15 protein-coding genes are annotated in these 18,386 nt (G+C 58.0%); 2 read left to right on the top strand and 13 right to left on the bottom strand.

All coding sequences use genetic code 11. The features are described 5' to 3' along the window. Positions 1-124 precede the first annotated feature (124 nt). Both ACR0NE_RS11550 and ACR0NE_RS11555 read right to left on the bottom strand, forming a co-directional pair. The gene (locus ACR0NE_RS11550) at positions 125-493 is read right to left on the bottom strand and encodes a hypothetical protein (protein WP_170596917.1); all 369 of its coding nucleotides are present in this window, start codon (positions 491-493) and stop codon (positions 125-127) included. A 185-nt stretch (positions 494-678) separates the two neighbouring features. Then, entirely contained in the window at positions 679-1,914 is a 1,236-nt protein-coding gene (locus ACR0NE_RS11555; protein ID WP_170596918.1) for an integrase arm-type DNA-binding domain-containing protein, read from the bottom strand. Between the two features lie 506 nt (positions 1,915-2,420). Between ACR0NE_RS11555 and ACR0NE_RS11560 the strand changes: the two genes are divergently transcribed. After that, positions 2,421-4,514 (top strand): 3-hydroxyacyl-CoA dehydrogenase NAD-binding domain-containing protein, encoded by a 2,094-nt coding sequence (locus ACR0NE_RS11560; protein ID WP_170596919.1) that lies wholly within the window; start codon positions 2,421-2,423, stop codon positions 4,512-4,514. A 153-nt stretch (positions 4,515-4,667) separates the two neighbouring features. On the opposite strand, the gene rpe is transcribed toward ACR0NE_RS11560, so the two are convergent. The 8 genes from rpe to ACR0NE_RS11600 all read right to left on the bottom strand — a co-directional run bounded on the left by rpe (position 4,668) and on the right by ACR0NE_RS11600 (position 11,981). Continuing rightward, positions 4,668-5,357 carry a ribulose-phosphate 3-epimerase gene (gene rpe, locus ACR0NE_RS11565; RefSeq protein WP_170404649.1) on the bottom strand — a complete coding sequence of 230 codons (690 nt, stop codon included), beginning with the start codon at positions 5,355-5,357 and terminating at the stop codon, positions 4,668-4,670. A gap of 125 nt (positions 5,358-5,482) precedes the next feature. After that, positions 5,483-5,959: a class I SAM-dependent methyltransferase gene (locus ACR0NE_RS11570; protein WP_170596920.1), complete on the bottom strand. Its 477-nt coding sequence runs from the start codon at positions 5,957-5,959 to the stop codon at positions 5,483-5,485. 18 nt (positions 5,960-5,977) lie between these two features. Next, positions 5,978-6,730 carry a polysaccharide deacetylase family protein gene (locus tag ACR0NE_RS11575; RefSeq protein ID WP_170596921.1) on the bottom strand — a complete coding sequence of 251 codons (753 nt, stop codon included), beginning with the start codon at positions 6,728-6,730 and terminating at the stop codon, positions 5,978-5,980. Further along, positions 6,727-7,869 (bottom strand): glycosyltransferase, encoded by a 1,143-nt coding sequence (locus ACR0NE_RS11580; protein ID WP_170511250.1) that lies wholly within the window; start codon positions 7,867-7,869, stop codon positions 6,727-6,729. The genes ACR0NE_RS11575 and ACR0NE_RS11580 overlap by 4 nt, the downstream gene beginning before the upstream one ends. A gap of 2 nt (positions 7,870-7,871) precedes the next feature. Further along, a complete protein-coding gene (locus tag ACR0NE_RS11585) occupies positions 7,872-8,450 on the bottom strand; it encodes a histidine phosphatase family protein (RefSeq protein WP_170511252.1) in 579 nt (192 codons plus the stop codon). Continuing rightward, on the bottom strand, positions 8,450-9,523 hold the full coding sequence (locus tag ACR0NE_RS11590; RefSeq protein ID WP_170596922.1) for a glycosyltransferase: 1,074 nt from the start codon (positions 9,521-9,523) through the stop codon (positions 8,450-8,452). The genes ACR0NE_RS11585 and ACR0NE_RS11590 overlap by 1 nt, the downstream gene beginning before the upstream one ends. Next, entirely contained in the window at positions 9,523-10,770 is a 1,248-nt protein-coding gene (locus ACR0NE_RS11595) for a glycosyltransferase family 4 protein (RefSeq protein WP_170596923.1), read from the bottom strand. Before ACR0NE_RS11595 ends, ACR0NE_RS11590 begins: the two co-directional genes overlap by 1 nt. Next, entirely contained in the window at positions 10,767-11,981 is a 1,215-nt protein-coding gene (locus tag ACR0NE_RS11600; RefSeq protein ID WP_170596924.1) for a glycosyltransferase family protein, read from the bottom strand. Before ACR0NE_RS11600 ends, ACR0NE_RS11595 begins: the two co-directional genes overlap by 4 nt. Before the next feature lie 382 nt (positions 11,982-12,363). Here ACR0NE_RS11600 and ACR0NE_RS11605 point away from each other — a divergent pair, with 382 nt between their 5' ends. After that, positions 12,364-14,760, top strand: a complete 2,397-nt coding sequence (locus tag ACR0NE_RS11605) for a mechanosensitive ion channel family protein (RefSeq protein ID WP_170596925.1) — start codon at positions 12,364-12,366, stop codon at positions 14,758-14,760. A gap of 87 nt (positions 14,761-14,847) precedes the next feature. Here ACR0NE_RS11605 and ACR0NE_RS11610 read toward each other — a convergent pair whose 3' ends face one another. From ACR0NE_RS11610 to ACR0NE_RS11620, 3 genes are read right to left on the bottom strand one after another with little or no spacing between them, the layout of a single operon-like run. Next, complete coding sequence (locus ACR0NE_RS11610) at positions 14,848-16,203, bottom strand: CoA transferase (protein WP_170596926.1); 1,356 nt, start codon at positions 16,201-16,203, stop codon at positions 14,848-14,850. Further along, the gene (locus tag ACR0NE_RS11615; protein WP_170397657.1) at positions 16,200-17,354 is read right to left on the bottom strand and encodes an ABC transporter permease; all 1,155 of its coding nucleotides are present in this window, start codon (positions 17,352-17,354) and stop codon (positions 16,200-16,202) included. Before ACR0NE_RS11615 ends, ACR0NE_RS11610 begins: the two co-directional genes overlap by 4 nt. Further along, positions 17,351-18,379 carry an ABC transporter permease gene (locus tag ACR0NE_RS11620; RefSeq protein WP_170397654.1) on the bottom strand — a complete coding sequence of 343 codons (1,029 nt, stop codon included), beginning with the start codon at positions 18,377-18,379 and terminating at the stop codon, positions 17,351-17,353. Before ACR0NE_RS11620 ends, ACR0NE_RS11615 begins: the two co-directional genes overlap by 4 nt. Between the last annotated feature and the right edge of the window lie 7 nt (positions 18,380-18,386).

Below are 18,386 nucleotides of genomic sequence, written 5' to 3' on the forward strand. Positions count from 1 at the left end.
CTCTGTGAAGTCGGCCCTGAGGAAGACCTGTTCCAAAAAACACAACGCTTCTCACAGTCTTGCGACAAGACGCCGTGCGATAAGACAATTGCGTTTCCAATGCCTTGCTGGCCCTCTTTCCGGGTCATGGTTCTGATCCGGTTGCGGCCATTGCCACCGCAGCTGCAATGGTTTTGGTGTCCGATTTCATAGGCGGCAGCCCCAAGTCCACTTCACGCCAATTCAGACCCGCAGCGACGGCACGAACATGCAGCGCGTGCCAGTGGTACTGGCGACCCAGCTTTACCGGCGGTGGCGCGGTTCCTTCATCCACCAGCTTCATCCACTTGTCCGGAGACATAGGAAAGAAGCCCTTCTGATCGTTGTGGCTGGATAGTTCGCGCAGCGACACCATGCCCGTATGTGGAAATTGATCTGGTGGGATGGGCATCACAGGGCGTTTGGTGCCATTGCGCAATGCCGCATCCTTAGTTGTCTTGGATTTGGTCTTCACGGACTGATCCCTCTCTTCCGGGGATCAAGGTCATAAAAAAACGGACCCCGACCCCTGATGGTCGAAGCCCGCTCCGCGCAGCGAACATGCTCTATAGCTTTGCCTTAAGCCGTATGCCCGTAGGCGGTCATAACAGACCCGTTCGATACAGCCCTAACCAGCGAGCGCGGTACATGATCAATACGCTAGACTGAGCCAGATTTCAGAGCAACAACATTTTCGTCTTGCATACGCAGACGATCAAGCCAGCCGCACCATGTCGCCATCATCTGGCGGCGCTCGTCCAACAGCTTGGTCCTGTCATAGCTCCTACCGTGTGCTTCCTTTGACCGATGGCTTAGTTGTGCTTCCACCCATTCGCTGCTGAATTTCAGGTCCTCAACACCCATCGTTCGGATGCAGGCCCGAAACCCATGGGCGCTCATAATGCCCTTATAGCCCAGCGTGTGGATCATCTTGGACGGCAACACGTTGGACATTGGCTTGTTGCCCTCGGAGGCAAACACGTAGTCGCGATTGCCGTTGATGATCCGCATCTCCTGCAGCAACATCGCCATCTGATCGGTGATCGGAACTGCTAGCACAGCACCGATCTTACTGACCGGGTTGAACCAGACACGCTTATCCATATCGAGATCAGACCAGCGCATGTGCCGCACCTCGATGGGTCGTTGCGCTGTCATAGACAACATCTTCAACAGAGGCACGGCCATACTGTCGTGCGGCCAAGCGTAGAGGTCACGCAGGAACTCGCCCATCCGGTGCGGATCGAGGATCGCATCGCGGTGTTTCGGAGCGGGCGTGTCCTCCATCACGCTGACCATTTTCTTAGTATCGATCAGATGGGGCGTCAGTTCATTAACAGCGGCAAAGGCCAAGACCTGACCGATCATGCCGACAACGCGCTTGGCCGTGTCGATACGGGCGCGATCATCCTCGGCGCTTTTGCGGTCCATTATGGCGTTGGCGACCTGCATAATGTCGAGGGGCTGGATATCCTTGGCCCGCATCGCACCCATCACCGGGTAGACGTCCTTTTCCATCCTATGAACGAACCGGTCGCGATGGCCGTCGCTCCACTTGGTGCGCTTGCTGATGAAAGCCTTTGCAATGGTCTCGAATAGATCATTGGCCACCAACTGCTCACGCACCTTTTCGCGAGCTTCCTCGCGGACCGGGTCCTTGCCGTCTTGAAGGATACTTCTCTGCTCCAAAGCGCGCTCACGTGCCTCTTTCAAGGTTGTCGCAGGGTACGTGCCCAGCGTCATTTCCTTGGCTTTGCCGTGTACGCGATAGCGCAGAACCCACGTCTTGCTTCCCTTCGGGTGGACGATCAGTGTCAGGCCGTTCCCGTCGGCCATCTTGATCTTCTTCGCGCCCGGTTTGGCTGCTTTTATCTTCGGGTCTGTCAATTTACTCATGTGCATACTCCATCATCACCGGCCCCACATTGACCCCCACAAATGGAGGTGATGCAGCACCCAAGTTTCCTTGGGGCTCCGGCAACCATGGATCAGAAAAACCCTGTAACAAAAAGCTGTTACGTATGCTTCAGGTCTTACACACGAGAAATCGGATAGGCTCCTCCGCTACCAGAACTTCCCAAACAAGTGCTAAGGCCCTGTTAGCTGCGTTTCCATTTGGATCGCGCCCTCGGGTTCCGTGCGAGTTCAGACCAAGCACTGCAGATCTTTACGCTTCGTTGGTCTGAGGTCGCGAAGCAAGTTCTACCGCAACGTAAAAGGTTGGTTCCGGGCATGAACCGCGTGATTATGGTACTAAATCCGAGAAAATCAAATAAACCGAACGATCGGTCGAAAATATAGTTGAATACGAACGCAGACCGGGCCAGTCTTTGATCGCGCCGTGTCCGGGGATTCCCCGATTTACTACTGGCATCGCATTTCGTCTGAGGAGGCACGATCATATGACCCAAGTCATCGGGTATGAGAAAGTGGGCGATATCGCCGTTTTGTCGGCTGAGAACCCACCCGTTAACGCGCTGGGCGTGGATGTGCGCCGGGGTTTGTTGTCGGCGATCGAACGCGCCGAAACAGAGGGCGCGCGCGCGGTTTTGATCTATGGTGAGGGGCGGACTTATTTCGCAGGCGCAGATATTCGCGAGTTTGGCAAGCCGCCACAGGATCCGTGGCTGCCCGCACTCTGTGATCGGATTGAGGCGTCGCCCTTGCTGGTGGTTTCTGCGTTGCATGGAACCGCGCTTGGTGGTGGGCTTGAGGTTGCTTTATCCTGTCATTATCGCGTTGCCGTGCCGTCTGCGAAGGTGGGGTTGCCCGAGGTTAATCTTGGTATCATTCCTGGCGCTGGCGGCACCCAGCGCTTGCCGCGTGTTGCCGGAGTCGAGGCTGCATTGGACATGATCACGACGGGGCGGCACGTCCGAGCTCCAGAAGCGCTTGAGATGGGTGTGCTGGACAGAGTTCAGGATGGTGATCCGCGCGAGATCGGCCTGGCCTATGTCAGAGAGCTGCTTGCAACTGATGCAGCTCGGCGCCCTGTTTGCGATATGGCCCGGCCCGCCCCAATCGATTTTGATGCGGCCTATAACGCGGTGCTGAAGAAGGCCCGGGGCCAATTGTCGCCTGCGATAGCAGTGCGGGCAATACAAGCCAGTTGCGAGGCCGAGGATTTTGCATCCGGTTTGGCTCGCGAACGGGAATTGTTCATGGACCTGATGGGCTCGGATCAGCGCAAAGGGTTAATCCACGCATTCTTTGCGGAACGTGCGGTTGCAAAATTGCCCGAGTTGAATGGGGTCGAGCCGCGGGACCTGCAACAGGTCGGCGTCATCGGCGGCGGCACGATGGGCGCTGGGATTGCCACCTCAGTTCTGCTGGCGGGGCTTCCTGTCGTGCTGCTTGAGATGTCACACGAGGCAGCGCGGTCCGCTAAAGATCGTATCGCGGCAAATCTGGCTGGCGCCGTGAGGCGTGGAAAGCTGAGCCAGGACAAACATGATGATATTCTGCAGAACCGGCTGACCCTGGCCACGGACTATGACGCACTGAGTGGCGTCGATCTGGTGATCGAAGCCGTGTTCGAGGACATGGCAGTGAAGAAAAAGGTTTTTGCGCAACTGGATGCGGTCTGCAAAAGCGGTGCGGTATTGGCGACCAATACCTCATACCTTGATATCAACGAAATTGCCGGATCGACCGAAAGGTCACGGGATGTCATCGGTCTGCATTTCTTCTCCCCAGCACATGTGATGAAACTGCTTGAGATCGTGGTGGCGGATCACACCGCGCCCGAAGTTGTGGCAACGGGTTTCGCGTTGGGCAAGAGGTTGGGCAAGGTGGCCGTTCGGGCAGGCGTGTGCGACGGGTTCATAGGTAATCGGATTTTGGGCACATATCGGAACTGTGCTGATCACATGGTGCTGGATGGGGCGAGCCCATTCCAGATCGATGCTGCGCTGACCGGGTTTGGATTTGCGATGGGCCCCTATGCAGTGTCAGACTTGGCCGGATTGGACATTAGCTGGGCGGCGCGCAAGCGGAAACGGGCGGCAGGCCAGGATCCACGCGTTCGCGACAGTTTCTATGCCGACAAGCTGTGCGAGGCCGGACATTTCGGCCAAAAAACCGGCAAGGGCTATTACATATATGAAAATGGCAAGCGGGGTGGAGAGCCGAACCCCGAGCTGACATCATTAATCGAAGCCGAGCGTGCGGCCCAGAACATAACTCCACGCGCGTTTACGGATGAGGAGATCATACGTCGCTATATGGTCGCGATGGTGAATGAGGCGGCGAAGGTGGTAGGCGACGGCATCGCGCGTAGACCGCTGGATGTGGACGTTACGCTGCTCTATGGCTACGGTTTTCCGCGCTACTGGGGTGGGCCGCTGAAATGGGCAGATTTGCAGGGTTTGCCGGGCGTATTCAACGATATTCGCAAGTGGGCTGAAGAAGATGCCTTTTTCTGGCAACCTGCACCCCTGCTTGAACAACTGGTGGCCGAGAACCGCTGCTTTGATGATCTCAACAAAGATGCCTGAAGTCTCGGGGCAAAGGCTCCCGCGCCTGCGCAACATTGGCTGCGCCAATATTGCTAGCCGCCTTGGGCCCGGCATCGCGCAAAGCGCGATGCCGGGCCCAACAGGAGGAGGCGTTTCGTAAGAAACGTCGACGACTGGCGGGAGGGTTTGTTGTTAACCCAGTGCACCTTCGGCAGCAGTCCGCACAGCGCGAATATTGTCGCCATAGACCGACAGGTTTGAAACTGACCCGCCTTTAAAAACTGCTGATCCGGCGACCAACACGTCAGCGCCTGCAGCGGCCACCAGAGGCGCTGTTTTAGGATCAACGCCGCCATCGATTTCGATATGCACAGGACGGTCACCGATCATCTCGCGCAGGCGCCTAACCTTTGCGGTCATGTCGATGAATTTTTGACCCCCGAAGCCGGGGTTGACGGTCATGACGCACACCAGATCAGTCAGGTCCAACAGATGTTCGACGGCCTCGGCAGGCGTCCCGGGATTCAACGCGATTCCTGCTTTCATTCCAGCAGCGCGTATCGCCTGCAGCGTGCGGTGCGAATGCGGCCCCGCCTCGACATGCGCGGTCAGCACATCAGCCCCGGCATCGGCATAGGCTTGAATATAAGGATCGACCGGAGTGATCATCAAATGCACATCCATGACGGTCTTAACATGTGGACGAAACGCTTTGACCGCTGGGGGACCAAAAGTGAGGTTTGGGACAAAGTGGCCGTCCATCACGTCTACATGAACCCAATCCGCCCCTTGCGCTTCGATGGCCTGAATCTCCTGTCCGAAATTTGCGAAATCGGCTGACAGGATCGAGGGAGCGATCTTGATGGAACGGTCAAAGCTCATGACTGGCCTCATGTGGGTGTGCTGTTGCGGTGGCGTATACCTTCGACTCGCGTCAATGCATAGGCCTGACTGCGGTGAATCTGATCGATAAATTCAACATATAAACCCGCCAGATCAAAGCCTGCTCAGGCGCGATAGAAAAGATATCGATCGGGCGCGATGGTCGTGGGGCCTTCAATCTGCGCAAAACCCGCCAACGGTTGCCCTGAAATCAACAACCCACCGGGTCGCATGACCTGTTTGATCAGAGGGCTGAGGCGTGCCGCTTCCGCAACATCTTCGGACTTGATCCCGCGGCCGAAATCGTAGTGCGCCAGCGCGATTGTTTGGCCTGCGTCCGCCAGTTTACGCAACATCGGCTCGGCCTCTCCCTGCAGGAAATCCTGTGCCGGTGGCGTGCAGTCGGGATGACACTGCAAGACGCGATCCATCACCCATATACGCCGAGAGGGCAGGATCTCACGCAGATGATCATAGGTACGTCCGTTACCTAGCCCCAGGTCCAGAACGTCCCCTTCCATGGTGCCGATCTGTGCGGCGGCCCAGTTCAGCCCATCGCGTTGCGCCGTCAGGCGGCGCAGCATGGAATCCAGTCGGCTCATTCGGGCTCTCCTTGCGGTTTAGTTGCGTGGTGCGGTCCAGGGTGTGCCCGGTCCATCAAGCAGCCTGTGCAACAGATCCTGTGTAAACGTCCAGATGTCCTGATCATGGACCAGATGATGCGTCAACACCCCAAATGCTTCGGCATTGTCTGCGCGACCGGTGCGTCGGTCATGCAGCAGCTCAACTGTCTGTGCGATCAGTCTGTCAGGGTCGATTAAACCGCGCGTCCCGCGCCAGTCGATTGGATCGAGATGTGTGTTTATCTGCGCGAGGCCAGGCGCCGCGAGCGGTATCTTCCGGGGGGTCGCCGTCGACAGTATCCGATAGCCCAGCCCGTGAAGCTGCATGGCGACTTTGGAGTCGATCCGATTCCACGGGGGCACAAACATCGGACGCAAGTTGTCACCGAACAAACCTCGCAGCCGGGACAATCCAGCCTCGGCATCTGCAACTACCGCTTCAAGGGGCCGGTGCAGGCGAAATTCGGCTTTCTTCTCGTCTGCAGGCGCGTGGTTCTGATGCGCCCAGCCATGCACAACCGGGATCAAAACAGACTGATCTGACACATACTCTGCAAGTACCGTCTGCGCCTCACGCGGGATTACCGCCAGATGGACTGGCAGGCCGAGCTCGTCTGACATGGCCGATAGCTTTTCTATCTGTGGTGTCACTGCAACTGCATCGTCATCACGCCACCACAAGGGCAGGGTCAATCCTGCATCCTGCCAGCGCCGCAACTCTGACTGCAAGGGGCGCCAATCAGGCCTCATCGGCTGGCCTCGTACAAGCTCACTGCAATATCCACTGACCGGCGCGCGCCATCAAACCCTTCGGTCATCGGGGGGCGTTCAACACTCGAAATGACATGCTCCAGCGCATTGGCCAGCGAGCCGGCGGTCAGGTCAGAACTGTTAAGCACCTCGATCCCGTTCAACTGAGACAGAGATCGCGCGCGCAAAGATTGCTCAACCTCTTTGCCATCATCGAAGGGGATCAGAACCGCCGGGGTACCGCTTTGCAGCAGGTCCATGGCGGTGTTGTAACCGCACATGCTGACCGAGGCGGCGGCAAGCGGCAGCATTTGGCGAAAATCAGGGCGGACGGTTTCAAGAAGAACCGATGAACCCTCGGCCATTTGCGAAAGCTCGGCGATCCGCGCATTGGCATCCTGCCCGCCCACCAACAGGCGCCAGTGCCTGTTGGGCATCTTTCGGGCGGCCTCGATGGCCGCTTGAAAGATCGGCTGGCCGACCGACCCGCCACCCGCGCTGACCAATATCTCGCCCTGGCCTATGCCATCCGGATGACTTGGCGCAGCACTTGGGGCCACGAAACCGGTGTAATGCAGGCGCGATGCCAGTTGATCCGAGACAGGCCAACTGACTTCAAGTTCGGTGATCTTGGGGTCGGAATGGACCAGAACGCCGTCGTAAAACTCTGCGATAACCTCATCCGTTTGGGTTACCTTTGCGGGCTTCGATGGCGGCGCAAGAATGTCACGGATCGAACCAAGGATGACGGGTGGCCGAGGTAGGTCTCGTGCGGCTTTCAATGCAGATTTGAACTCCGCGGCCAAAGAGCGCCGCCCGAACGGATAAAGCTCGGTGATCAGAACCTGCGGCCCGAAGCTGCTTACCGCCTGCGTCAGGGCGTTTGTGCGCGCAGCGAAGTAGACCAAGTCGGCCACAGCGCCATTCTGATCAAGCAGGCGGGTGAAATCGGTGCCATCAGACCGCAGCGGCGGTAAATTCAGTAATGATAATCCACGTATGCCAAGCTGAGGCGCAGGCATGCCACCCGAGACCACAAACACCTCGTGGTCCTGTTCGGCGAACGCGCGCCCCAATGTAAGGGCCCGGCTAAGGTGTCCGGTCCCTAACAGATGGGTAACAACGATCATCACCTTCATGGTCAAACCTCACGCGCAATCAATCGAACCGGTTCGGGTTCAGGCCGCATTTCGTCCAGGTTTACGATAAACAGTCTGTTGCGCTTGATCTTAAACGGCGCGGGGCCGGCAAAATTCCAGCCCCAGGCCTTGGCCAATATTACCCTCATGATTCCGATGTGGCAGACTGCAAGATTGTCTCCCTGCAACTCGGTCAACCATGGATTAAGCCTTGCCCATAATTCAGCCGGGCTTTCACCGCCCGGTGGTCGATAATCCCAGCCCCAGTCTTCGATGTGGCGATAACCGCTGTCGGGGATTTCGATCAGTTCGGCACCGCGCTGTCCCTCCCAATCGCCCCAATTCATCTCGGTCAGCGCCTGAGATGTTTTGGGCGCTTTATCCGATACCAACTGCGCTGTTTCAGACGCGCGGCTTAGCGGGCTGGACCAGATTGATGCTGCGTTCCACGGCGATGGCAGGCAATACCCCGCAAGTTCAGCCCGCGCGTCGGTATCCAACGGGATGTCGCTGCGCCCCTGAATGCGACCCGCGCGATTCCAATCCGTGTGTCCATGGCGCAGAAGGGCGAGACGGGTCATCAACTTTTCTCCAACAAGGGGCGCACAGTGGTCCAGAACCGCTCGGTGGCGGATGGCATCAGATGGCGGTGCGCGACATAGGCGCGGGCACGATTGCCCTCAGACTGGCTCAGGTCGGGATGGTCCAGAAACCTCTGTATACGCGCGGCCAACCCTTTGGCACCCGATCCGGTATCGGGATGATCGGAAGGTATCAGCACATCACGAACACCGGGGCGATCGTGTGCTGCGACGGGAACGCCGCAGGCCTGAGCCTCCAGATAGACCATTCCATAGGCTTCATTGACGCCGGGCCAAACGAACAAGGAGGCCTGGCGGTACCGGGCCTGCAACGCGTCCCGATCCAGCTGACCCAGAAACCGGACACGAGGTCCGAACCGCGCCATCAGCGCCTCGACTTCCAATCGGGCCGGGCCATCGCCTACCACGTCCAACGCCCAATCCCCTGTCAGATGTTCCAGCGTGTCGGCCAGAATGGTGTACGAGGCCAGCTTGTCCCCCGACCGCATCATTCCCACAGTCAGCATCGGCCCATCACGGGTCGAAACAGGGGGTAATTCCGTGATGGGAAGAAACGGAGGCAGCTCGACGAGCGCCTGCGTACCGAACCTTTCCCGTTCTAACGTAATCAGATCGTTGGCAGTGTGGTAAAAAATCACCTGCGCAGAATCGCACGCGTCGTGCGCCGCTTGCGCAAAATCAGCCCATGGGCCTGCAAGCCGGCTGGTAGCGCGGGTACTTTCCAGCTGCACATACGGGATGTCTCTTGCGCGGCTCACGGCCGGGCCGAGCAGGTCGGGGGCCTTGTAGTAGTTGTGATAAGTCACCCACAGGTTCGTGTCAGGTGGCAGTTCCTCAGCCAGTCGTGCAGCCTCGGCAGTTGCCTTGCGGTGTAATTCGTCCTGAAGCGCGCGGTCGCCTGCTTTGTCGTAAATCCGCAAATGCGAGGCCAAGTCGACAATGTCTCCCTCAGCGCCGAGGGCCTGCATCAGGTTGCGGGCCATTTCGCGATCACCCGAGGGCTTGGGACTGTCGGGGGACTTCATCGGTGCATAGAAAGCCACCCGCGCCATCAGGGTCCGTCCGCGCACAAGGCGCTGAGCCGCTCGGACAAGCGACGTATGCCCGGGTCCATCCGGAAGTCGGCGATCAACCGGTTATACGCGGCCTCAGCCATCTCGGCCGTTCTGGTCGGGTTCCTGGCGAGATCCGCAATAGCCGAGGCAAGAGAGGTCGGGTCATCTGCTGACAACTGACCGTGAACACCGGAATCAATGAACTCCGGGATGGCTGACACCGGCGTTGACAGGATCGGGAGGCGCTGGGACGCGGCTTCCATCAAAACATTGGGTAAACCATCGCGGTCGCCGTCGGCAGCAATTCTGCTGGGCAGGACAAACAGATCAGAGCGGCGCATCTCGGCAATGACTTCCGGTTGATCGCAAGCCCCCATCCACGTGATCTGATCGGAAATCCCTGCGGCATCGGCTTGTGCGCTCAACTCATCGCCCAGATTTCCGCCGCCGATATGGGTCCAATGCCAATTCAGCGATCTGGGGAGTAGCGCGAAAGCTTGGAGAAGCCGGTCAAAGCCCTTCTTTTCGACAAGACGCCCGACCGACAGCATGTGAAAGGGTGCATCCTCTGCACGCGAACACTGCTGGGGAGGTGCAGGAAACCGCGAAAGGTCCAGCCCATGATAAATCAGTTCTACCCGCGCAGGATCATCAGCCAGTTCGCGCAGATGTGCGGCACCAATGGCGGTACAGGTTGCCCCGAAGATGGCGCCGTGAGAGGCCAGTTGCAGCTTTTCCCGTTTTTCCCAGTCTGGTGAGGTCCAGATATCTTTGGCATGCGCCGAAAAACTCCAGGGCAGGCCGCGCATGATAGACGCATAGCGGGCGACCGAAGACGGAGTGTGCATGAAATGCGCATACAGCGCCTGCGTTTGATCGGGCAGCTCAGCGGCCAATACGCAGGCCTGACCAAACCGGCGAATTCGGTTGTGAGTCGGGTCTCGGCGAAGGTCTTGCCGCCAGACCTGGTAAGCTTGCGCGTATCCGGGCAGACGAGCTGCAATGTCTCGCGCAGTCGCCAGCCGCTCAGGCTCTTCATAAAGGTATTCCGGCAGGTAATGCACCTGCCCCTTGAAGCGATCGTGCAGAGGATGGCGCTTGGTATCGGTCGGGTGGCGCAACGACCAGATATCGAAGCTGTGCCCTGCCTCCTGCAAGGCCACCAATTCTTGCGCGATGAACGTCTCGGACAGGCGCGGCCAGCCTTTGACCAGCACCGCCAGCTTGGGGGGTTCGCGCGTCATCCGGTGGCGCGCTCTTGTTCCGCGCCTAGCAGCGCGTTTATGCGATGAGTGACGTAGCTTAGCCCGTCCAACAACCCTGCGCGAATGGCCTGCGAAGGCAGCGGCTGATGGGGCAAGGCGCGGATCGCGCGGATCATTGCATCCGCCGTCAGACCGTCACGGTTTTCATCCAGCATGCGTACCAGACCCAGATCCTCGGCGCGCGAGGCACGAATCCATTGCTCCAGCCGCGGCGTCGTGCGCGGAACAATGACGGCGCGTTTGTCGAAGGACAAAACCTCGCAGAAGGTATTGTACCCGCCCATGCAGACCACACCGGCAGCGCCCGCGAACAGCGTTTCGATCTGCGATTCAAAGCCAACGGCGGTCACACGGCCATTTAGGGCGGCGACACGGGTTTCAAAATCTTCGCGTAGTTCGCCTGACAGGAAGGGCCCATAGACCAGCACAGCGCGGGGTGACAGATCTGGGTCTTTTTCATATGCGGACAGCACCAAATTGACCATCGCCTTGCCATCCCCGCCACCACCAGGGGTGATCAGGATATACGGTTGTTCTGGTGGCTCACCAACCGGCCCAAGATCGCGACGTAGATACCCTGTCCAATGAATGCGCTGTTGCGTCGCCGGGCTGAGGGGAAGGCCTTGTGTAGGATCGTAGACCGATCGCAACCCATATACCCAGATCTCATCATAGAATCGTTCAGTCGCCGTGATCGCGTCCTTACGCTCCCATTCGGCGGCCAGTACTTCGGGCTCATCCAGAACGTCGCGCAGGCCCAGAACCAATTTGGTTGAGCAGGAGTTTTCAAGATACTCAAGCGTCGGCAGCAGCTCACCGCGAAAACCGGTAGGCTCTTTGTCGACGATCAGCACATCGGGGTCGAACTGTTCGACAGATGTCTGGATCAGGCTTGCGCGCAACTCGGTCACATCATCGATGCCCATGCCGATGGTCTGCGAAGCATACGAGCCGTCGGCGCGTTTGGTGACCCCGGGTAGACGGACATGGTCAACCCGACGCGGAAAAGTAAACCGTCCGGCAATGGGTGAACCGGTCAATATGAGGGCCGAAGCGCGTTGATCGGCTTGTGTTATGGCCGCAGCCAGCGCGCGTGACCGGCGCAGGTGACCCAGGCCGAACGTGTCGTGACTATATAGCAGGATGCGCGGTGCGCGGCCGTGATTTTCGTTTTTGATCCCTAGGCTCATGCCTTCGCCTGTTTCGGTTCCGGTGCAACTCCGCGCGTCTGCACCTGATTATCGTAATTCTGCCAGACCTTCTTGCCAAAGGCACAGATTCCGCCGTCCAAATGCGCCAAACATTGCGAATTGGCAACAGCATAATGCCACCGCCGGCAACAGGCGCACCTTGCGATATGCAGGCCGATGGTTCTTCATGCACAAGCCAATTCGGAGGCTGGACGCCTCAGGTGGTCATATTCAATTTTTGTTGTCTTGGAAACACTTTATCCCATCCATTGCGTCAGGAACACGGGCTCTCACGATGTTGACACCGCGTGTGCGGATGATTTGAACAGCCTTCTGAGGTTCTATAGTCTTGGACGCAGCTACGAATTGGATGCGATATACGATGAAAACGAATGTTCTGGCCGGGCTGATTTTGGTGATTTGGGCGGCAATGCTGGCCAGTGCAACCGACGCGGTTGCGCAAACTTCGCTTATTCCGGGATACCCAATAGGATCAAGCGAGGAAACCGGTTCTTCAAGCTCTGCCGCTGACAGCGATCTGGCGGCGGCCATTCGATCCGCTTCCGAGGCGGGCGCAAGCGTAATCGTAATCGACAGCGCCGGGCAGGTTGTATCGGCAGCGGGCAATAGCGCCGACGCGACGCCAGAGGCAGATAGCATTGATCACATGGCTGAGGGTTCTCAGCTGATGAAGGCGCAAGAGCGGTTCTCAAAGTTCCGGGATTCCGTACGCTCGCGGATGGAGGCGCTGCCCTATTCGGTCTTTGAGGTCCAATACATCCTCAGACAGACCAGTCCGGACGGGCGGATCCAGACCTATGTCGAGGTGTTGGTCCTGAACGTGTTGTTCCTTTTGCTGGGGCGATGGTTGTCGATCGAAATCTACGGCAAGCGCATCGCGAAGCGTTTGGTGGTTGCGCGCATCAAGGAAAACCCGGTTGGCTATCGTGAAAAGATGCCTTTCCTTGTGTATCGTTTCGTGATGGGCATTGGCGGAACGATCTTTGCCATGCTCATGGCGCTGATCGTTGGCTATCTGTTCTTTGGTGAAGCGGAAGACATATCAATCCAGTTTACCGTTACGGCAATCTTTACCGCATTTTTCCTTTCGCGCACTGTCTCGGACTTGTGGCGGATGGTTCTGTCGCCTTACCTCAGCCAGTATCGCTTGCCGCCTTTTTCAGACCGGGACGCCAAGCGCCTGTATGTTTGGGCGTCAGCACTGGCGACCTATGACATCTCGGTTGTTCTGTTCTCGACATGGGTCGCGGATTTTGGGCTGAACTATAACGTCTATGCCATGGTCTATGGTAGCCTGACGCTGATCGGGGCGCTGGGCAACATACTGATGATCCTGTTCAATGCACGCGCGATCTCGAACGCTATTCGTGGCGGGCGTGCTCCGGATCAGGTGTCTTGGATACTGAAGTTCATCTCTTTCGCCTGGGCGCCGGTTCTGGTGCTTTATATGGTGTTCAGCTGGTTCAAACTGGCCGTTGATCTGGTGCTCGAGGTTCAGGATTCGATCCCGATCGTGGCCAGCAGCTATGCCATCTTTATGTCCGTCGTAGTGGCCTACGGCGCGATGAACTATCTGCTTGAAAGGTATTTTGATCGCAATCGCAGAATTGAGGTGATGAATGCCGACGCAGAAGCGGCTGAGCAGATCGAGGATGAGCTGGTGGCTGATACGCCGCAGGCCGAAAAGCGCAAACACGCCATTCTGACGTACGAAGACCTTGCCCGTCGTGTGGCAGGCATTCTGGCCTTTGTGGTGGGTCTCTATGCGCTGGTAGTGATCTGGAACCCGCAGGCCAATTGGTCGGATGACTTGCCTATCGAGCGGGCGCTGGATGTGATGGTGATCCTGTTTATGGGTTACATTCTGTTTCACTTCTTCCGCGTCTGGATCGATAGCAAGATCGCGGAAGAGACGGATGACGGCGGTGCTGAAGCCGAGCTGGGCGACGAAGGAGGCGAAGGCGGGCAGAGCCGTCTTGCAACTTTGTTGCCTCTGTTCCGCGGGGCCATTCTGGCTGTGGTCGTTGTGACCATCGCGCTGATTGTATTGATGGAACTGGGGATCAATGTCAGCCCGCTGTTTGCCGGTGCAGGTGTTGTGGGTCTGGCCGTTGGTTTCGGGTCGCAAACCTTGGTCCGCGACATCTTCTCGGGTGCGTTCTTCCTGATGGATGATGCTTTCCGAAAGGGTGAATACATCGACATTGGTGATGTGAAAGGGACGGTCGAAAAGATATCGGTCCGGTCCTTCCAACTGCGCCACCACCTTGGCGCGCTCAACACGATCCCATTTGGAGAGATCAAGGTTCTGACAAACTATTCCCGCGACTGGGTAATCATGAAGCTGCCGTTGCGGGTGACCTATGACACCGATGTCGAAAAGGTGCGGAAGCTGATCAAGAAGCTGGGTCAGGAGCTGCTGAGCGATCCGGTGATTGGTGACAACTTCATCCAGCCGCTGAAATCGCAGGGTGTGATCGAAATGCAGGATTCTGCGATGATTATCCGGGTCAAGTTTATGACCAAGCCGGGCGATCAGTGGCTGGTGCGTAAGAAAGTCTATCAGGATATTCGTGAGCTGTTTGCCCGTGAAGGCATCCGGTTTGCGCATCGGGAAGTCACCGTGCGACTGGCGGATGACAAAGAGGCCGAGGACCTGACTCCCAAACAACGCGAGGCTGTCACAGGGGCCGTTCAGGCCGCGATTGACGAAGACTATCTGGACGATATCGGCCCCGGCGATGGTGATGATCGCTAGGAGGGCTCCCGCCCCTTTGGTTTGCGTCTCTGGCGAGACATCAACCAAAGCGTTGGGCCGGGCCGCGCGTCTCGCGCGGGGGCAGCTTTAAGCGGTAAGTGACGTCCAAGTGGGCTGCGAAGTTCCCAGTTTGGACGCAGGCAAAGCCCAGTGCATCTTTGCGGATCCAACGGTTAGCGCCGGCTTCAATCGATAGCCGGGCCCCCACCCGGAAGGTTCGAGCGCATCCGCATAATCGACAGGCAGCGCCTCGGTAATTTCGTCACCGGGCTCGCTCTTGGCGAGGGTGGCCAGCAATTCGGCGGTGCGCGCCAGCGAGAGCCTGGCATCCATAACAGCGTGTCCAGATGCGGCTTCGGCGAGCGCCGAGAGCAGGGCGGCTGCCATCAAGTAACCAGTTGCGTGATCCAGTGCCTGAACAGGCAACGGAGTTGGCTTGTCGGCCCCCGCCCAACCCATCCCTGCATGTGCGATTCCGGAACTCATCTGTACAAGGCTGTCAAAACCGCGGCGCGCTGCCCAAGGTCCTTGCCAGCCATAGGCGTCTAGCGTGACCTCAACCCTGTTGGGGGCGAGCTGATCCCGCGTGTTTTTACCCAGGCCGAGTGCGTCCAAAGCGCCGGGCCGATACCCGTGGACAAATATGTCCGCTTGGGCCAGCAGCTCTTGCAGTTTTCCTTTTCCATCGGGTGATTTTAGGTTCAGATAGGCGCAATGCTTGCCGAGAGAGATGTCAGGAATGACGCCAGGTTCATCCCAGCCGGGTGGATCGATCCTCAGGACCTCGGCGCCGAATCCCGCGAGTGTTCGTGTTGAGACGGGCCCGGCCAGAATGCGGGTCAGATCGAGCACACGCAGCCCAGCAAGAGGTCGCGCGGCAGTCGCCTGAGGCCGATCACGTAGCTGAATATTGCGTGGCCCCTGCCATCCGATCAACGGCTCGCGGGCCAATATGCGTCCTTGCGGATGGTCATGCCACTCAGAGCGGCTGCGCATTGCGGCAGCGACGCCGCCCTCGGCGACAATCGCGGCTTCCAGTTCAGAGATGCTCCAATCCCGAACCGCGCGCGATACCAGCGCACGGTCCGGCGCGACTTGCAAAACACTAAGGGCGGCGGCGCGATGACTGGGCAGGTTGGTGTGCAGCCTGATCCACCCATCAGAGGCCTGATAGTCATCAGCAATCGCGTCCCAAAGGCTGGGCATATCCCACCCTTCGGGTTTGAAGGAAAAGCCATACCACAAGGAGGCCAGTCGATGATCTACGGCCACCTCCAGAGGTGTAGGCGCCAGGTTCAAGGCTGTCACAAGGCGCGACAGCTCCTGCCCGACTGCCGCAAAACTGGCCGTCGCCAGTTCCGAGACCGCAAAGGCGCTGGGCCGCGCACCCGCCCCGTTGACTCTGTAGGTGTCAGTTGAGGGGAGGGCGGACAGCAAGCTCATTGCTGATAGGGGTCAAGACTGTCGCGCAACCCGTCGCCAAGGAAGTTGAAGGCCAGCACCACGACGATGATCGGTAGCATCGGGATCGCGGTCCATGGATAGATTTCGATTGAGGCGAGGTTCTGCGCGTCGTTCAACATCACGCCCCAACTGACCGCCGGGGCCCGCAGTCCAAGGCCAAGGAAGCTGAGGGCGGTTTCGCCCAGGATCATCGCAGGAATTGATAGCGTGGCCGAGGCAATCAAATGTGACATGAAATTGGGTAGCAGGTGCTTTCGGATCACACGACCGGAACTTGCGCCCATCATCTCGGCCGCACGTACGTATTCCTCTTCTCTGAGAGACAGGAATTTTGCGCGGACAGATCGGGCAAGGCCTGGCCAATCGAGAATACCGAGGATGATCGAGATGATGAAGAATACCGCAACCGGGCTCCAATTTGATGGCACCGCGGCGGATAAGGCCAGCCAAAGGGGAAGTTCCGGCAGCGAGCGCAGGATTTCGATCACACGGTTGATGGTCCAGTCGATGCGCCCTCCGAAATACCCGGCCATTGATCCGAACAGGATTCCAAGGAAGAAGGATACCGAAATGCCGATCAGGCCCACTGTCAGCGACAGTTGCGCGCCATATAGGATGCGGCTGAATACATCGCGGCCCAGACGGTCCGAGCCCCACAGAAACAGCGTGGCCCCTTCGGGCGCGCAAAACAGGTGCGTATCGGATTTTATCAGGCCTGCGAGTTTGTATTCTGAACCTTCGCAGAAGAACCGGATTGGGCGCGGGTCTTCCGTGTCAGCGACGAATTTCCACTGGAAAGTTTCAAGGTCCGCCTCTGCAACTATTGGATAAACGTAGGGGCCGATGAACTTCCCCTCATGAAACCAGTTGACCGACTGGGGTGGAGCATACAGGTGCTCTCCGTTCCGGTCATTGGGGCCGTAGGGGGCGATAAAGCCCGCAAAAGGCAGCATCAAGTAACAGAGCAGCAAGAAGAGGCCAGAAATCAGACCCAGCTTGTGGGTCCTGAACTTGCGCCAGACCAGCACCCAATTAGGGGCATCGAGATCTGCGCGCTCAAGCTGCTGAATAGAGGCCTGCGGGTCAAATGGTGCGTCGTCGACATAGCGACCATCGGGTTTGTCGGTCATGCTTCGCGCCCCTCGTAACGAATGCGCGGATCAAGCATGACCAGCAGGATATCGGAAATCATGGTGCCGATCAGCGTCAGCAGAGCCACGAACATAAGAATGAAGGCCGACAGGAACTGGTCCTGCGTTTTCAAGGCAGTCAGCAGGGTCGGGCCGATTGTTTGCAGACCCAGAACCACCGAGACCAAAACCGACCCGGAAACCATCGAGGGCAGCAGGTTTCCAATGTCGGCGACAAACGGGTTGAAGGCCACGCGCAATGGGTATTTCGTCAGCATCCGCGATGGGGACATGCCCTTGGCGATTGCTGTTTCGACATAAGGTTTCCCTAGTTCATCCAGCATATTGGCGCGCAGGCGCTGCATCATGGCCGAAGCACCCGAGGTTCCGATGACGAAGGTCGGAACGATCAGGTGGACAAGGATGGATTTCAACTTGTCCCAGCTCATCGGTTGTCCCTCAAAGGAAGGGTCCATTAGTCCGCCGATGGGCAGGTTGAAATAGCGATGGCCATAGTAGAACAGGATCAGCGCCAACAGGAAGTTCGGGGTCGCAAGACCCAGATAGCCTACAAAGGCCGAGGTATAGTCGATCCACGTCCGTGATCTGGCCGCAGCGATGACCCCCAATGGTAGAGCAACGGCATAGACGAATAGAATGGCAGCCAGATTGACCACAACCGTCAACCACAGCGTATCGCCCACGATCTCGCGCACGGGGCGGTCAAATTCGAAGGACCAGCCATAATTGCCCTGTAACAAGCCTTCGAACCCATGCGGTCCGGGCCAGAAGCCCATCCAGATCAGGTACTGCTCGGGCAACGACCGGTCCAATGAGTATTCCTTGCGCAGAAACTCGGCCTTGGCGACACCGGCGGACTGTCCCGAAGCCTGCAGTTCGGCGATCTGGTTGCTGAGATAATCGCCGGGGGGCAGGTTGATGATCACGAAAATCAGAACCGACACCACCAGCAATGTCAGCAGCATCGTGAAAAAGCGATACACCGCGTAGCGCAGCATGACCATTTAGCTG

The organism is Ruegeria sp. C9, from assembly GCF_056537585.1.

Coding starts and splice junctions, on each gene's coding strand:
- ACR0NE_RS11590 (WP_170596922.1), bottom strand. CDS start 9,523: ATGGCGCGGGTGGCTTTCTATGCACCGATGAAGTCCCCCGACAGTCCC.
- ACR0NE_RS11575 (WP_170596921.1), bottom strand. CDS start 6,730: ATGAGGCCTGATTGGCGCCCCTTGCAGTCAGAGTTGCGGCGCTGGCAG.
- ACR0NE_RS11605 (WP_170596925.1), top strand. CDS start 12,364: ATGAAAACGAATGTTCTGGCCGGGCTGATTTTGGTGATTTGGGCGGCA.
- ACR0NE_RS11580 (WP_170511250.1), bottom strand. CDS start 7,869: ATGAAGGTGATGATCGTTGTTACCCATCTGTTAGGGACCGGACACCTT.
- ACR0NE_RS11610 (WP_170596926.1), bottom strand. CDS start 16,203: ATGAGCTTGCTGTCCGCCCTCCCCTCAACTGACACCTACAGAGTCAAC.
- ACR0NE_RS11570 (WP_170596920.1), bottom strand. CDS start 5,959: ATGAGCCGACTGGATTCCATGCTGCGCCGCCTGACGGCGCAACGCGAT.
- ACR0NE_RS11585 (WP_170511252.1), bottom strand. CDS start 8,450: ATGACCCGTCTCGCCCTTCTGCGCCATGGACACACGGATTGGAATCGC.
- ACR0NE_RS11600 (WP_170596924.1), bottom strand. CDS start 11,981: ATGAGCCTAGGGATCAAAAACGAAAATCACGGCCGCGCACCGCGCATC.
- ACR0NE_RS11615 (WP_170397657.1), bottom strand. CDS start 17,354: ATGACCGACAAACCCGATGGTCGCTATGTCGACGACGCACCATTTGAC.
- ACR0NE_RS11555 (WP_170596918.1), bottom strand. CDS start 1,914: ATGAGTAAATTGACAGACCCGAAGATAAAAGCAGCCAAACCGGGCGCG.
- ACR0NE_RS11595 (WP_170596923.1), bottom strand. CDS start 10,770: ATGACGCGCGAACCCCCCAAGCTGGCGGTGCTGGTCAAAGGCTGGCCG.
- ACR0NE_RS11620 (WP_170397654.1), bottom strand. CDS start 18,379: ATGGTCATGCTGCGCTACGCGGTGTATCGCTTTTTCACGATGCTGCTG.
- ACR0NE_RS11560 (WP_170596919.1), top strand. CDS start 2,421: ATGACCCAAGTCATCGGGTATGAGAAAGTGGGCGATATCGCCGTTTTG.
- rpe (WP_170404649.1), bottom strand. CDS start 5,357: ATGAGCTTTGACCGTTCCATCAAGATCGCTCCCTCGATCCTGTCAGCC.